General features: G+C 36.2%; 14 protein-coding genes. 4 read left to right on the top strand and 10 right to left on the bottom strand.

The window, feature by feature from the left end:
• Positions 1 to 3 precede the first annotated feature (3 nt).
• Positions 4 to 1,692, bottom strand: coding sequence for an ATP-binding protein (locus B5X62_RS11660; protein WP_079667601.1), 1,689 nt, complete (start codon positions 1,690 to 1,692; stop codon positions 4 to 6).
• Positions 1,693 to 1,780: 88 nt separating this feature from the next.
• Between B5X62_RS11660 and B5X62_RS11655 the strand changes: the two genes are divergently transcribed.
• From B5X62_RS11655 to B5X62_RS11645, 3 genes are all read left to right on the top strand, one after another.
• Entirely contained in the window at positions 1,781 to 2,368 is a 588-nt protein-coding gene (locus B5X62_RS11655; RefSeq protein WP_185116718.1) for a SprT-like domain-containing protein, read from the top strand.
• Positions 2,369 to 2,371: 3 nt separating this feature from the next.
• On the top strand, positions 2,372 to 3,448 hold the full coding sequence (locus B5X62_RS11650; RefSeq protein WP_245797190.1) for a mannose-1-phosphate guanylyltransferase: 1,077 nt from the start codon (positions 2,372 to 2,374) through the stop codon (positions 3,446 to 3,448).
• A 106-nt stretch (positions 3,449 to 3,554) separates the two neighbouring features.
• On the top strand, positions 3,555 to 5,087 hold the full coding sequence (locus tag B5X62_RS11645) for a YifB family Mg chelatase-like AAA ATPase (protein WP_079667600.1): 1,533 nt from the start codon (positions 3,555 to 3,557) through the stop codon (positions 5,085 to 5,087).
• Here B5X62_RS11645 and B5X62_RS11640 read toward each other — a convergent pair.
• The 9 genes from B5X62_RS11640 to B5X62_RS11600 all read right to left on the bottom strand — a co-directional run bounded on the left by B5X62_RS11640 (position 5,084) and on the right by B5X62_RS11600 (position 12,990).
• Positions 5,084 to 5,479 carry a hypothetical protein gene (locus B5X62_RS11640; RefSeq protein ID WP_079667599.1) on the bottom strand — a complete coding sequence of 132 codons (396 nt, stop codon included), beginning with the start codon at positions 5,477 to 5,479 and terminating at the stop codon, positions 5,084 to 5,086. The genes B5X62_RS11645 and B5X62_RS11640 overlap by 4 nt on opposite strands.
• Positions 5,480 to 5,482: 3 nt before the next feature.
• The gene (locus tag B5X62_RS11635) at positions 5,483 to 6,883 is read right to left on the bottom strand and encodes a nucleoside recognition domain-containing protein (protein WP_079667598.1); all 1,401 of its coding nucleotides are present in this window, start codon (positions 6,881 to 6,883) and stop codon (positions 5,483 to 5,485) included.
• 69 nt (positions 6,884 to 6,952) lie between these two features.
• A complete protein-coding gene (locus B5X62_RS11630; RefSeq protein ID WP_079667597.1) occupies positions 6,953 to 7,465 on the bottom strand; it encodes a DUF6973 domain-containing protein in 513 nt (170 codons plus the stop codon).
• Between the two features lie 33 nt (positions 7,466 to 7,498).
• Positions 7,499 to 8,350 (bottom strand): acetyl-CoA carboxylase, carboxyltransferase subunit beta, encoded by an 852-nt coding sequence (gene accD / locus B5X62_RS11625; protein WP_079667596.1) that lies wholly within the window; start codon positions 8,348 to 8,350, stop codon positions 7,499 to 7,501.
• A 97-nt stretch (positions 8,351 to 8,447) separates the two neighbouring features.
• Positions 8,448 to 9,515, bottom strand: coding sequence for a class II fructose-bisphosphate aldolase (gene fbaA, locus B5X62_RS11620; protein WP_079667595.1), 1,068 nt, complete (start codon positions 9,513 to 9,515; stop codon positions 8,448 to 8,450).
• 234 nt (positions 9,516 to 9,749) lie between these two features.
• Entirely contained in the window at positions 9,750 to 10,619 is an 870-nt protein-coding gene (locus B5X62_RS11615) for an NAD kinase (RefSeq protein WP_079667594.1), read from the bottom strand.
• Positions 10,620 to 10,622: 3 nt separating this feature from the next.
• Positions 10,623 to 11,276, bottom strand: a complete 654-nt coding sequence (locus tag B5X62_RS11610) for a CBS domain-containing protein (protein WP_079667593.1) — start codon at positions 11,274 to 11,276, stop codon at positions 10,623 to 10,625.
• Between the two features lie 253 nt (positions 11,277 to 11,529).
• Entirely contained in the window at positions 11,530 to 12,063 is a 534-nt protein-coding gene (locus B5X62_RS11605) for an RNA methyltransferase (protein WP_079667592.1), read from the bottom strand.
• A gap of 3 nt (positions 12,064 to 12,066) precedes the next feature.
• Positions 12,067 to 12,990, bottom strand: coding sequence for a bestrophin family protein (locus B5X62_RS11600; protein ID WP_245797189.1), 924 nt, complete (start codon positions 12,988 to 12,990; stop codon positions 12,067 to 12,069).
• Between the two features lie 79 nt (positions 12,991 to 13,069).
• Here B5X62_RS11600 and mutS point away from each other — a divergent pair, with 79 nt between their 5' ends.
• Positions 13,070 to 15,658 (top strand): DNA mismatch repair protein MutS, encoded by a 2,589-nt coding sequence (mutS, locus tag B5X62_RS11595; RefSeq protein WP_079667590.1) that lies wholly within the window; start codon positions 13,070 to 13,072, stop codon positions 15,656 to 15,658.
• Position 15,659: the final 1 nt, after the last annotated feature.

The following is a 15,659-nucleotide window of genomic DNA, read 5'->3' as shown; positions in this document are numbered from 1 at the left end:
GATTTAGGATTGATGTGGAATTTCGATATTAATTTTTAATCCGTCACCATTTGAGCTTTCAAAAATAATTTTTCCTTGCATTACAAAAATACGGTTAACCGTATTTTTCAATCCGTTTTTGTGTTGATTATCTTGCATACCAACGCCATTGTCTTTGTACGAAATAAAAACTTGTTGGTTTTGATTTTCAAATTTTAAAACCACACGACTCGCACGACTGTGTTTTCGCATGTTGACCAAAAGCTCTTGAATTACGATAAATATCTGACTTTGAGACTCTTTACTAAATTTAGTCCAAATCTCATCTGAATTCCCAACAATAAAAATCTGAATATTCTCATTATCAAACGATCGAATCATTTCTGACAACTTTTGATGAAAGCTTTTATCATCTATAATTTCTTCGTCATAAGAGATATTTCGAGACCTTTCGTACATCTCTTCCAGCTTGTACAAAATACTATTACGATCGATATCTTCCTTGTTTTCGATCTCTGTCATAACACGATAAAGTCCGTTGGCAACAACATCATGAACTTTTTTGGAAGTGACAAGCTTGTTTGTTTTCACAAGATTTTCAGCTTCCAATTTTAGCTTTAATCGTCGTTTTTTAAACCTATAATAAAACAAACCAAGCGTCCCCAAACATGCAATAATAAAGGCAACCACCACATATTGCTGTTGTTGAATTTGATATTTCCGACTTAGATTTTCAATTTTAAGTTGTTCGTTTTCAAGCTTACTTTTTTCGCTTTCGTAACGAATTAAAGCAAACTGATTTTTAGCAATTGTATTAACAACATGCAGACTATCGTCAATCTTGTGAAACTCTTCGAAGTAAGATTTCGCATTAGAGGGACTGCCAACTTTAATCATTTTCTGTAAAGCTTCCATTTGATCTTGCGGCGACTTCAAGACTTTTGCTTTATTGTACATTAGCTTCGAAAAATAAAACGCAGAATCTTTATTCTTCTCTAAATAATAATCTGAAAGATAGGCGTAACCTGCATCTAATCCCCAATCATCCTTCTCTTGCTCGCATATTTTTAAAGCTTTATCAAAATATTTCCTAGGTTTAAAATCGACATCTGAAGAATATTTTGCTCTTGCAGAATTCATGAGAATTCGAGCGTAGATTTCATCTTCAATTTTATTTTCTTCTAATAATTTTTGATAAATGTTTGATGCGTCATCGTATTTTTTTTGATTAAAATAAGTGTTCGCCAAATTATTATTGAGCATTAAAATCTCGTCATCATCACTCGAATATAAAATTGCTTTTTTATAAAACTTAATCGCATTATCATAATCTTTTAAGTTATTAGATACGACGCCAAGATTGTTATAATTGCTCGCCAGAAAGGCATGATGCGATGTGTCTTTATCTTTCAAAAACTCGAGAGCTGCCAAACTTGTCTCTAGACTTCCATAATTATCGCTCGCTTCTTCTTGGATAATCGCCATGTTAACAAGACTTTTTGCCGCGGCAAAACTATCTTTCTCACGAATGGACAAATCTTTTGCTGCATTAAGATAATAAAACGTACTATCCTTCTTCCCTTCTGCAAAAACCTTCCAAGCTTTTTTGTAAAAATGATTATCTGGTTGTTGTTTTGGAAGATCAGCAACGGTTTTATTACAAGAATTTAGAATAAATATTAAAAGTGAAAAAAGTAAAAATCTCTCTGACAATTGGTGTTTTGTTTAATTTTTAAAATTACAAATTCTTTTTATCTTTACTGTCTACTTTTATAATGATAAATGTCCGTTGCATCTACCTATGTCGATTGAAACTTTAAAATCTTATCTCCCCGAAAATGCTTTATCTTTTTTAAAAATCTGGTTTGCGGATTATCCGATACATATCAAAATTACACGCAATCGGAATTCTAAGCTTGGTGATTATCGAAAAATGCCAGATCAGTCGCATCAAATTACGATTAATTCGACGCTTGAGCCTGATTTGTTTTTCTTTGTTTTAACACATGAGTTAGCACATCTTATCGCTTTTGAAAAATTTGGGCGCCGAATTTCCGCTCACGGTAACGAGTGGAAAACAACTTTTGCACAAATGATTTTAGAAAGTTTAGACATCTATCCACAAGATTTACAATTAATCTTAAAAAGGTTTTCAAAAAGTCCAAAGGCTAACTTTATGTCAAGCTCCGATTTGGTTAGATATTTTCATTTTGATCAATTAAAAGATGATGAAGTTTTCATGGAATCTTTACAAATTGGCGATCGTTTTATGTATCGAGAAGACGCATACAAAGTCGAAGAGAAAAGAAAAAAGCTATATCTTTGCATTAATTCCACAAATGCTAAAAAATACTTGTTTAAACCATTAGCAAAAGTTCAAAAAGTGTAAAGTATGAACAACCATTATTGTGTTATTATGGCAGGCGGCATCGGAAGTCGTTTTTGGCCAATGAGCACAAAAAAATTTCCGAAACAATTTCAAGATATCTTAGGCGTTGGCAGAACTATGATCCAACAGACCTATGACCGCATAAGTCAGATTATTCCTGACGAAAACATTTTTGTTATCACCAATGCCGAATATACCGAGCTTGTAGAACAACAACTTCCAAAAATTTCGAAGGAGAATATTGTTGGTGAACCTGTCATGAAAAACACCGCAGCGTGTAACATCTACATGGCAAAAAAGATTTTAGCAATCAATGAAAAAGCTAAGATAATTGTTCTACCCGCAGATCATTTGATTTTAAATGAAATCACATTTCTCAAAAAAGTTGAATACGCCTTTAGTGTAATTGAAGAAAAAGATTATCTGGTAACATTGGGTATCACACCTACACGTCCTGATACAGGTTATGGTTATATTCAGTTTATTAAAAAGGATAAGGAGGAAATTGCAAAGGTTAAAACTTTTACTGAAAAACCAAATTTAGAAATCGCTAAAACATTTTTAGAATCTGGCGATTTCCTTTGGAATGCTGGGATATTTATTTGGAGCGCAAAGACGATTATTTCTTCATTTGAAAAGTATCTTCCCGAGATGAATCATCTTTTTGACAGTTGCGATTACAATGCTAAAAACGAAAAAGATTGTATCGCCTTAATCTATCCTAAAATTAATAAAATATCAATAGACAACGGGATTTTAGAGAAAGCTAGTAACGTCTATGTCATCCCATCTAATCTTGGTTGGAGCGATCTTGGGACGTGGACTTCGGTCTATACTAATGCTCAAAAGAATGACGATAACAATGCCATCAATTCTAAAAACGTGTTGACTTACAACTCCAAAGGCAATGTTATCCGAGTGAAAAATCAGAACAAAGCGGTGGTTATCGACAACCTCAAAAACTATATTGTTGTTGATACCGACAAAGCTTTGCTAATATGCCCTCGCGATCATGATCAATTAATAAAAGATTATGTTCTTGATCTTAAAAATCTAAAAAAAGGAGAACGCTTTATGTAAAACTCTTTTCAAATATTATTAAATGCTTTAGAACTTCTAAAGCATTTTTTTATGAATTTTAATTATGGAGTAAATAATTTATTAACTTTATTAAAAACAAACACCAATGCTGACAAAAATCTACGGAAGCACCATTCATGGTGTTTCTGCCATCACAATTACCATCGAAGTTAATGTTGACCAAGGCGTCGGCTATCATCTTGTTGGCCTTCCCGACAATGCTATTAAAGAAAGTAGTTACCGAATTTCGGCGGCGTTAAAAAATGTTGGCTACAAACTTCCAGGAAAGAAAATCACCATTAACATGGCGCCAGCAGATCTTAGAAAAGAAGGCTCAGCTTATGATTTGAGTATCGCGATTGGGATTCTTGCTGCATCTGGAATGATAAATGGCGAAAATGTCAGCAACTACATCATCATGGGCGAATTGTCTTTGGATGGTGGTCTACAACCTTTACGAGGCGTTCTTCCAATTGCGATCAAAGCGCGTGAAGAAGGTTTCAAAGGCATTATTCTTCCTATGCAAAATACACAAGAAGCAGCAATTGTCGATAATCTAGATGTTCTTGGTGTCGAAAATATAAAAGATGTCATCGATTTCTTTAATGGAGAAAAAATGATTGAACCCACAATTGTCGATACTCGAAAACAGTTTAATGAAAAAATAACAAATTTTCCTTTTGACTTTTCTGAAGTTAAAGGACAAGAAATGGCAAAACGCGCCATTGAAGTTGCTGCTGCTGGTGGGCACAACATTATCCTAATTGGTCCGCCCGGAAGTGGCAAAACCATGCTTGCAAAGCGTGTTCCAAGTATTCTTCCGCCTTTAACTTTACGAGAAGCTTTAGAAACTACGAAAATCCATTCGGTGGCGGGAAAAATGGGTGCAGAAACTTCATTAATGACCATTCGGCCTTTTCGGTCTCCGCATCACACCATTTCCGACGTCGCTTTAGTTGGAGGCGGAACCAATCCTCAACCTGGAGAAATATCTTTAGCACACAATGGCGTTTTGTTCTTGGACGAAATGCCAGAATTCAAACGAAGTGTTCTCGAAGTGATGCGTCAACCTTTGGAAGACCGCGAAGTCACTATTTCGAGGGCGCGATTTACTGTTAACTATCCTGCAAGCTTTATGTTGGTCGCCAGCATGAATCCGAGTCCATCGGGCTATTTTCCAGACGATCCCAACAACACCTCATCGGTTGCTGAGATGCAACGTTATATGAACAAACTTTCAGGACCTTTATTGGACCGAATCGACATTCATGTAGAAATTCCTAAAGTTGAGTTTGAACAACTGTCTGACAAACGAAAAGGTGAACTTAGTGAAAATATTCGTGTTCGAGTTATGAATGCTAGGGAAATTCAATCCAAAAGATTTGAAACTGAAAACATTAATTACAATGCACAAATGCCGCCGAAATTAATTGAAAAACATTGTCAGTTGGACGAAACTTCTCAAAACCTCATCAAACTTGCGATGGCAAAACTCAACCTTTCAGCAAGAGCTTTTGACAGAATTTTAAAAGTTTCGAGAACGATTGCCGACCTTGAAGCATCCGAAAATATCCAAAGTCATCATATTTCTGAAGCGATACAATACAGAAGTCTCGACCGCGAATTTTGGAATGCTTAGTTTTCTATTTTAGATTTTAAAACAGAAATTCTATTGATAATAGGCAATGCGAAAATACCGCTTTTCTGCAAATAGAGCTCGTAGAAAGTTTTTGCTTTTTCGGCAAAGTCAAGTTTTTCGGTTTGATTAAAATGAAACTGAAAAACATTCCCCAACATTTCATAATAATCCACATGATCACGATCTTGACGTTCATTCACCAAATCGATAATCTCAGAAGTGGACATTACGGATAAAGTTTTAAAATCAAATTTAAAAATATCCTTCATCAACGAGTCGAAATCCAAATCCTTTTGCATTAAACTTTCGTCAGGTTTTCCCAACAAAATCTTTTCTAAAGCTTGCGTCAATTGTCGAATCAAACGCAGTGTAAAATCTTTATCCTGAATCATATTTTAACCAAAAAATAAATAAGCCAACGTAATCGCTGTAATAACGCCAACCAAATCCGCCAACAACATCGCACCAACGGTGTATCGCGTATTCTTTACAGCAACAGAACCAAAATAAACAGCAATTACATAAAAGGTCGTGTCCGAACTTCCTTGCAAAATCGCTGACAAACGACCAGCAAAACTATCTGCTCCAAAAGTCGTCATGGTGTCCACCATCATACCGCGAGCACCAGAGCCAGAAAGCGGTTTTATCAAAGCTGTTGGCAAACCATCTACAAATCTTGTGTCCATGTGAGCCGATTGTGCAAGCCATTTCATACCATCGATAATCACTTCAAAAACGCCGCTCGTTCTTAACAACGAAATCGCGATAAGCATTCCAACCAAATAAGGTATAATCTTAACACAGGTTGTAAAACCTTCTTTCGCACCGTCAATAAATGCATCAAAAATGTTAATCTTCTTATACATCGCACCAAGCACTATCGCAAAGAAAATCAACAAGATAAGTCCATTACTTAAGACTTTAGAAAAGACATCCAGTTCGTCTTTGCTAAGTTGCACAAGATAGACAACCAACAAGGCAATAATTGCCGAAATCCCGCCAACATAAGCCAAAACTATAGGCTGGAAAAGGTTAATTTTTTGTTTAATAGAAACAATAATCATCGCCGCCATCGTTGCAAAAAATGTTGCAATCATACATGGCAAGAAAATATCCGTTGGTGTCTCTGAGCCCATCGACGATCGAATAGCGATGATGGAAACTGGTATCAAAGTCAATCCGCTGGCATGTAAACACAAGAACATAATTTGTGCATTACTCGCTCGATCTTTGTCAGGATTTAAAGATTGTAAACTTTCCATCGCTTTGAGTCCGAAAGGTGTTGCAGCGTTATCTAAACCTAAAAGATTGGCGCTGAAATTCAGCATCATGTGTCCAAATGATGGATGATTTTTTGGAACTTCAGGAAAGAGCTTTGAAAAGAAAGGTTGTATCAAACGACTCAACAAATTGATACCTCCAGCACGTTCGGCAATACTCATAAAACCCATGAAAAGCGCCATAATCCCAATAAGTTTTAAACAAATATTAACGGCAGTTTCGCTGGTGCCAATAACGCCATCTGTCGATTGTATACGATAAACATTGACATTATTAAGAGAATCTTTTTTGTAATGGATATGTGAAACCTCAAAATCAGGTGATTTCTGAAGATTAGTTTGGATTTCCGAAGAAAATGCAGTTATCGGTTGCTTCGAAATTTTTATCGTGTCGCCACCTTTCCCAACAACCATGTCGTTAAAAATCTCTTTGTAGTTGTCGGACGACGTATATTTAATCCCAGCAACGATTATCGCAATAATGATAAACGCAGACCAGATGCGGCTAAGTACCATTTAATTTTAATTTTAGTAAAAATAAAAGATTTTATTAAATCTAAGATGCGAAAACTGAATAATTGCTTGTTATTCTCTTAAATAAACCAAACGTTCGTCCAGTTTTTGATCTAGATTTTCGAGGATAACGGCTTCTTTAGTTTTCTTTTGAAGCTCATCGATAAAGAAAGTTGTTTCGAAAAACTGTCGATGTACACCAGATAATAAGCTCATAAAATATTGTAAACCTATTTCGTTATTATGTTTGTCCATCATGGTTTCGAGAGGTTCGTTCGGGAAAAGATCTTCGTGCAAATCGGTTAATTTTCGACACCACTTCAAAGATTTTTCGGGAGAAGACACTTTACAGAAATACATCATAATGAGACAAACCCAAAACGAATGTCGAAATGCATTACCTGCGCCATTAGTTGAGCTTGTTTTAGGATACAATTTTTTAGCAATATTAAAAGCTCTAAAACTTGCATAAAAATATAAAATCGAAAACAATGGATGACCAATGCCAATCCCTAAAACCACAATTATCTTTTTGAAAGACAACGACCTCAGCGCATTAAAAAATATTGTAATAAACTTCCTCATACAAAAAACTCCCACTTTCGTGAGAGTTATATTTTAAGCGTGCATCAACAACTTTATCGTTTTTGCGAGCACTTCTTTAACCTCTGTTCGTTTAACAATAAAATCTACAAAACCTTTCTCTTGTAAGAATTCTGCCGTTTGGAAACCTTCTGGCAAATCGCGTCCAATTGTTTCGCGGATAACACGAGGTCCCGCAAAACCGATCAAAGCGCCAGGTTCCGCAATAATAATATCTGCTGTCATTGCAAAAGACGCCGTTACACCACCAAAAGTTGGATCGGTAAGATAAGCGATATACGGAAGACCAGCATTTGACAATTGCGCCAATTTAGCTTGTACTTTCGCCATTTGCATTAGAGAATAAGCAGCCTCTTGCATACGCGCACCACCCGATTGACAAATAATCATGAAAGGCAGTTTGTGCTTCATAGCATAATCGATAGCTCGTTTGATTTTTTCGCCCATTACAGAACCCAAAGATCCTCCAATAAACGCGAAATCCATACAAGACACTACCATTTCTACGCCATTAACCTTCCCTGTTCCGTTACGTACAGAATCGTTAAGTTTGGTTTTAGCTTTTACTTCTTTAAGACGATCTGTGTAGGCTTTTGTATCTTTAAATTTAAGAATATCAACACTTTCTACATTAGCATCAAGTTCTTCAAACTTTTGATCATCAAATAAAATATCAAAATATTCTCTACTTCCGATTCTTACATGGAAACCATCTTCTGGCGAGACATAATTGTTCGCTTTTAGCTCTTCAGCTTCGATAATTTTCCCTGTGGGAGTCTTGTGCCATAGACCTTTAGGAAGATCTTTTTTGTCCTCAGTAGAGGTTGTAATATTTTGCGCTTTTCGTTTAAACCAATCAAATGCCATTTTATCTATATTTATGTAGAATGTATTATGTAAAATGTACAAATCAAAAGCATTTTAGTTACTTTATACTTTGTACATTCTACATTTTACAAATTTATTAAAGTGTGTTGACGTTGTTAAGATCTTCGAAAGCTTGTACCAAACGCGCAGAGAAAGTATCTTCACCTTTTCTCAACCATACTCTTGGGTCGTAGAATTTCTTGTTAGGAGAATCTGCACCGTCTGGGTTACCAATCTGAGTTCTTAAGTAGTCGATTTTTCCTGTCATATAATCTCTCACACCTTCAGTATAAGCAAACTGAAGATCTGTATCGATATTCATTTTTACAACACCGTAGCTAATCGCTTCACGGATTTCTTCTAGTGTAGATCCTGATCCACCGTGGAATACAAAGTTAACAGGCTTAGCTCCAGTTCCGAATTTCTCTTGTACATACTTCTGAGAGTTATCCAAGATTTTCGGTGTAAGAACTACGTTACCTGGCTTGTAAACACCGTGTACATTACCAAATGCCGCAGCAATAGTAAAGTTATCAGAGATAGCTTTTAGTTTTTCATAAGTCAAAGCAACATCTTCTGGCTGAGTGTATAGCAAAGAATTATCAACACTAGAGTTATCAACACCATCTTCTTCTCCACCTGTTACCCCGATTTCAACTTCTAGTGTCATACCTAGTTTTGCCATTCTTTGGAAATATTCCGCAGAGATGCTCAAGTTCTCATCTAGAGGCTCTTCAGAAAGATCCAACATGTGAGACGAGTACAAAGACTTACCAGTTTCTTTATAGAAAGCTTCGTTAGCATCCATCAATCCATCGATCCAAGGCAACAATTTCTTTGCACAGTGGTCCGTATGTAGGATAACCGTTGCACCATAAGCTTCTGCCAAAGTGTGGATATGCTTAGCACCAGCAATAGCGCCAAGAATTGCAGATTTTTGTCCATCGTTAGAAAGTCCTTTACCTGCATTAAAAGCTGCTCCTCCGTTAGAAAACTGAATGATTACCGGCGCGTTTAGCTTAGCAGCGGTTTCCATAGTTGCGTTAACATTGCTAGATCCAATAACGTTAACTGCAGGAAGTGCAAATTGATTCTCTTTTGCGTAATCAAAAATTTCTGTTACCAAAGATCCTGTGGCTACACCAGCCGGAAACTTTCTACTCATAATTAATGTTTTTTAATAGATTTATTTTAGTTTGCTAATTTACGAATAATTCACAAATCCGAATCATGATTTTTTCTAGGGCAATCCCTTGTCATTTTCCTAGGTTTTTGCAGCACCTAGTAATGCCAAGGTCGGGCTGTCCGCTGTATCTTTTCCCTCCGCTCGGTCGGCTCCGCTGCGCTCCGCCGCCTCACTCCGGTCAAAGGATGCCGCTTCCATCCCTATTGCGAAATATTAGTTTCTTTTATCAATACCCCAAAGCAGTTTTTGACGAATGGTTTCGTAGAAACTAAAATTATTCGGAATAATAAGATTTAGACAAAAATCCCCTTTTTCAAGATAGATTTCGTTACCGATGTCCATATAATACAATCGCGAATCCAACGACAAAGTAAACTGTGTTGATCGGCTTTCGACATTTAATGTGATTCTTGCATCATCATTAACAATCAAAGGACGAACGTTAAGATTGTGTGGCGCAATCGGCGTGATAACAAAATTATCATTGGTCGGCGAAATAATCGGACCACCACAGCTCAAAGAATAAGCTGTAGAACCTGTCGGCGTCGAAATAATCAAACCATCGCCCCAAAAGACATTCAGGAAATCATCATTAATAAAAGAATCAATCGTGATCATGGATGTTGTTTCTTGTCGCGACAAGGTCACATCATTCAACGCGTACGGAAAATCAATAGAATTAGGTTTCGAAGTCGTTACTTTTATAGTACTTCGTTTGCTGATGGTGTAGTCGCCTTTTAAGATAACATCAATCTCTTTAAAGATTTCCTCTTTTTTAAAATTAGCCAAAAAGCCTAATCTTCCCATGTTAATCCCAACAATCGGAATTTCCAATTCTTGGATAAAAGACATCGCACTAAGGATTGTCCCATCACCTCCAAAACTGAAAACATAGTCCACGCCTTTAGCCTTTAGATCTTCTTTAGTTCGAAATGTGTCGTAACTACTAGAGAATTTCATGTTTTTTGCCATGTCTGCATGCAACACAATTGGGATGTGTCTTAACTCCAACTCCGAGATAAACTTATTGAGATACAAAAAGCTATCAAAATCTTTCTTTTGAGAATATATTGCTGCAACCATAGCCTAAAACTCCAAGTATTTTTGGAAAAATCCAAAGCGATCTTTTAACAGATCTTCTTTTTGATCGTTATAAAATTTATTAATCACGGTATATCCAAAACGCTCAAAAGTCTCATCAATAGAGCTAAGATTGTCCTGACTTATTTTTAAAGTTAATTCGATGTGATCTTCTTTAACAGCCGTTATAAAACAGCCATAAAGTTTAGAATTGTTACTTTCGATAATCTTAGCCACTTCCACCATCGAATAATGTAAACTGTTGGTTTGCACTGTCAATATAGCGCCTGCTTCCGAAAATATTGGATATTTTGAAAACTCGCTAAAGATATCATCACAACAGATATAGCCGAGAAATTTTTCGTCACTATTAATAACTGGGACAACATTGGTATTAAAAGTATGAAACAACTTAATAGAATCCCAAATGTTACTATCTTCCGAAATCGCAAATTTCTCAAAGTGCATCGCAAGACTTCCCAACTGTCCTTCTGGACTATCTTCCAAAAAAGATTGACTAAGCGCACCCATGTAGATGCCCTTCTTTTTTATGAAAATATGTGAGTATCCAAATTCCTTTGCCAACTCCGAAGCTTCTTCAATAGAGTCGGAAATGCTGAACGCAGGAAAATCTTTGGACAAATAGTCTTTTATATACATATTGCTAAGTTAAAAAAAGCATTCGAATTCTTAGAGTCTGTTTATAATTTTTGATGAAATTTTTATATTAAATCCTTTCGCAATTCTGGAAGGAAATATCAAACATTCCACAATTTAGTATTCTTCGAATAACTTTTTATTAAAACATTTGGTTTTTAAAAAATAAAAAGCTTACCTTTGTCGCCTTTCATTTTTACTTTTTATTAGATTTATTTCGAACTGCACTGGCAATTGCTAATGCAGTTTTTTGTTTTTATAGACCTAGCGCTTTCGCAAATTCCCACATAACAATGCCTCCACACACACTTACATTAAGTGAATGCTTCGTCCCAAGTTGTGGAATTTCTAGTAAAACATCACAATCCGAAACAATCTCATCACTGATGCCATCTACTTCATTTCCGAGAACTAAGGCGTATTTTTTATCCTTATTTATTTCAAAATCTGTTAGAAGCACGCTGTCGGTGGTCTGTTCGATACCACAAACTACGAAATCGTCGACTTGCAATTTCTTGATCGTCGACTTCACATCTTCCTCATATTCCCAAGTTACACTTTCGGTGGCGCCTAGAGCGGCTTTGTGAATTTCGCGATGTGGCGGTTGTGGTGTTATGCCACACAAGATAATTTTTTCAATTAAAAAAGCATCAGCCGTACGAAATGCTGCGCCAACATTGTGCATACTTCTTACATTATCCAACACAACAACTAAAGGAATTTTCTCTGTTTCCTTAAAAGTTTCGACATCGATTCTTCCTAGTTCTTCTAGTTTTAATTTTCTAGCCACAATCTATTTTTTAAATATTAAATCCACGTTTTTACCAATATTCTGAGCCAAAGTCTCCATCGGGACATCGTTAACATCATTATTAAATGGATCTTCGATTTCTTCCGCGATAATCTCCAAACTCATCAAAACATAGTAAATAAACATGGTCAAAGGCACCATAAAATATCCAATATTAATTACATAAGCCACTGGCAATGCCAACACAAAAAGCAAAATAAACTTTTTGATAAACGATGAATAAGAATATGGAATTGGTGTATTTTTAATTCGTTCGCAACCACCAGTAAGCTCTAGAAAACCCGATAACTGATTCTCTAAAAACAAATAATCAACATCTGTAATAATGCCTTCTCTGTTAAGTTGCTTTATTTTTTGCATTAAAATAGAAGCCAACTCAATCGGCGCATGGTGTTTTAATCCTTCTTCCAGTTTCGAAAACTCTTCATCCAAAGCCAATCTAGTGGATTCTTTAGAAAGATGTTTCGCCAGAAATAAAGGAAAATATCGTAGATATTTTGCAATTTGATCTTTGTGATGTTGTTCTTCTTTTGGTATAATTGCATTGATTTTGATCGCAAAATTCCGAGTGTCATTTACCAATTTGCCCCAAAGCTTTCGTCCTTCCCACCAACGGTCGTAGGCGGTATTTGTCCTAAAAACCAACAGCAAAGAAAGTACAAACCCCAACATACTGTGCACCAAACCGACATTAGTAACCGTCGATTTGCTCGTCAAATCTAGATATTCGATTTCTAAATAAGCGATGCCGTAAGAATACAAACCTACTAACAACATTGTCGGAAACAATAACTTCAGCGTATCTGTTTTGTGTAAACTCAGAACGGTTTTTAGAAAGTCTTTGGTGTTATATATACGCATCGTAACGACAAAGATAAAAATTCTATCTTTTTTTGTCTTCTCCAAAAAGATAATTTCTGTTAATTCTGGTCGAAACTTTTGAAGCCTAAACGAATTTCGTACTTTTGAAATCCAATTTTTGATTATGGCAAAGGCAAAGAAAGAAACTCCGTTGATGGGTCAATATAATACGATAAAAGCTAAATATCCAGACGCTTTGTTGCTATTTCGTGTTGGCGACTTCTACGAAACTTTTGGCCAAGATGCCATCAAAACCTCACAGATTTTAGGAATTGTTTTAACCAAACGTGCTAACGGCGATGGTCACATCGAGTTGGCAGGCTTTCCGCACCACTCTGTAGATTCTTATCTTCCTAAGTTGGTACGCGCTGGGATGCGTGTTGCTATTTGCGATCAATTGGAAGATCCAAAAATGGTGAAAGGTATTGTTAAACGTGGTGTGACAGAATTGGTAACGCCGGGAGTTACCTTTAACGATCAAGTTTTAACATCGAAGAAAAACAACTTCCTACTTTCACTTCACAAGGAAAAAGAAAAATTCGGAATGGCTTTGGTTGACGTTTCGACTGGAGAATTTTTGGTAAGCGAAGGTCCATTGGAAAAGCTTTTACACATTGTACATACATTTGATCCAAGCGAAATTATTTATCAACGAACTTCGGAATTACCAAGTCAATTAAAAAATAAAAACTCTTTTAAACTAGAAGATTGGGCTTATCAATATAATTATGCTTACGAAAAGCTAACATCACATTTCAAAACCAACTCGTTAAAAGGTTTCGGAATTGAAGATCAAAAATTAGGCGTAACAGCTGCTGGCGCTATTTTCGCTTATTTGGTAGAAGATACGCATCATGCACTTTTGCAACACATCACCAAAATCCAAAATATTCCTCAAGATGATTATTTGATGATGGATAATTTCACTTTAAGAAATTTAGAAATCGTTTACTCATCAAATTATCAAGGTAAATCTTTACTCGACATCATTGATAAATCGAAAACGCCAATGGGCGGACGTTTGTTGAGAAGACGTTTGATTTTACCATTAAAAAACATCAGCGACATCAATAGAAGACTTAGCCTGATTGAGTTTTTAAACAAAGAAGATCATTTAAAATACGAAATAGAAGAACTTCTAAAAGGCATTTCGGATTTGGATAGATTGGTTGGTAAACTAGCCGCAGAGAAGATTTCACCGAAAGAATTAGGTTATCTTCGTCAATCGATTATCAATATTCAGGAGATAAAAGCCAAACTCCACAATTTCCCCGATGTATTGGCATGGATTAATCCTTTCAATAATATGGAAGACCTCATCCGTTATTTGCAAATGCACCTTAACGAAGATTTGCCTGTTAACATCAACAAAGGAAATGTCATTAAAACAGGGATTTCTGAAGAGCTGGATCACTTGCGCGGTTTGCAAAGTAAAGGTCGTGGCTTTTTGGATGATATGTGCGCACGAGAAATTGAACGCACAGGAATTTCAAGTTTAAAAATAGATTTTAATAATGTTTTTGGCTATTATATTGAAGTCCGAAACACACATAAAGACAAAGTTCCTGAGGATTGGATTAGAAAACAAACTTTGGTAAATGCTGAGCGTTACATCACCGAAGAACTTAAAGAATACGAAAGTCAAATTCTCGGTGCCGAAGAAAAAATATCGCAACTGGAACTTCAACTCTATAGAAATTCTTGCGAAGAAGTATTAATCTACATCGACCAAATCCAAGAAAACTCGCGTCTCGTTGCCGAATTGGATTGCGCTGTTGGGTTATCAAATCTTGCCATTGAGGACAATTATACAAAGCCTATTCTTAATGATAGTTTTGCAATTGACATCAAAGAGGGACGCCATCCAATTATCGAAAAATCTCTTCCACTCGGTGAAAAATATATACCGAATGATATTTTTTTAGATAAAGATTCGCAGCAGATTATTATGGTAACCGGTCCCAACATGGCGGGTAAATCGGCGATTCTGAGACAAACTGCAATTATCGCTTTGTTAGCACAGATTGGAAGTTTTGTTCCTGCTAAACATGCAGAAATTGGGACTTTGGACAAGATATTTACGAGAGTTGGTGCCACAGATAACATCTCTGCGGGGGAATCTACCTTTATGGTGGAAATGAATGAAGCCGCGAATATCCTAAATAATATTTCGGAGCGAAGCCTTATTCTGCTAGACGAAATCGGTCGTGGAACCTCCACTTATGATGGTGTTTCTATCGCTTGGGCAATTGCAGAATATCTTCATCAACACGCATCGCAAGCCAAAACTTTGTTTGCAACACACTACCACGAGCTCAACGAAATGACCTTGAATTTTGAGCGTATCAAAAACTTCCACGTGTCAATCCAAGAGAATAAAGGCAACATTATTTTTCTTAGAAAATTAGTGTCTGGCGGCAGCGAACACAGCTTTGGTATTCATGTTGCGAAATTGGCGGGAATGCCTTCAAAAGTGGTAAATAGAGCTGGCGAAATTTTAAAAACTTTAGAATCCAACAGAACATCGTCAGAGAATTCTGGAGAAAAAATAAAACGTGTGACCGAAGAAAACATGCAATTATCTTTCTTCCAATTGGACGATCCCGTTTTAGAAAATATTCGCGAAGAGTTGACAAAAATCGACATTAATACATTAACGCCAATTGAAGCTTTGATGAAATTAAATTCCATCAAAAAAATGATTGGTGGTTAAT

This window comes from Soonwooa buanensis, assembly GCF_900167905.1.
In the GTDB taxonomy this organism is placed as follows: domain Bacteria; phylum Bacteroidota; class Bacteroidia; order Flavobacteriales; family Weeksellaceae; genus Soonwooa; species Soonwooa buanensis.
This window is presented reverse-complemented; position numbering and strand designations above follow the sequence as displayed.

Bases quoted from the DNA above. Each gene is read 5' to 3' on its own strand.
- B5X62_RS11655 (WP_185116718.1), top strand. From the start codon at position 1,781: ATGTCGATTGAAACTTTAAAATCTTATCTCCCCGAAAATGCTTTATCT.
- B5X62_RS11650 (WP_245797190.1), top strand. From the start codon at position 2,372: ATGAACAACCATTATTGTGTTATTATGGCAGGCGGCATCGGAAGTCGT.
- B5X62_RS11645 (WP_079667600.1), top strand. From the start codon at position 3,555: ATGCTGACAAAAATCTACGGAAGCACCATTCATGGTGTTTCTGCCATC.
- B5X62_RS11640 (WP_079667599.1), bottom strand. From the start codon at position 5,479: ATGATTCAGGATAAAGATTTTACACTGCGTTTGATTCGACAATTGACG.
- B5X62_RS11635 (WP_079667598.1), bottom strand. From the start codon at position 6,883: ATGGTACTTAGCCGCATCTGGTCTGCGTTTATCATTATTGCGATAATC.
- B5X62_RS11630 (WP_079667597.1), bottom strand. From the start codon at position 7,465: ATGAGGAAGTTTATTACAATATTTTTTAATGCGCTGAGGTCGTTGTCT.
- accD (WP_079667596.1), bottom strand. From the start codon at position 8,350: ATGGCATTTGATTGGTTTAAACGAAAAGCGCAAAATATTACAACCTCT.
- fbaA (WP_079667595.1), bottom strand. From the start codon at position 9,515: ATGAGTAGAAAGTTTCCGGCTGGTGTAGCCACAGGATCTTTGGTAACA.
- B5X62_RS11615 (WP_079667594.1), bottom strand. From the start codon at position 10,619: ATGGTTGCAGCAATATATTCTCAAAAGAAAGATTTTGATAGCTTTTTG.
- B5X62_RS11610 (WP_079667593.1), bottom strand. From the start codon at position 11,276: ATGTATATAAAAGACTATTTGTCCAAAGATTTTCCTGCGTTCAGCATT.
- mutS (WP_079667590.1), top strand. From the start codon at position 13,070: ATGGCAAAGGCAAAGAAAGAAACTCCGTTGATGGGTCAATATAATACG.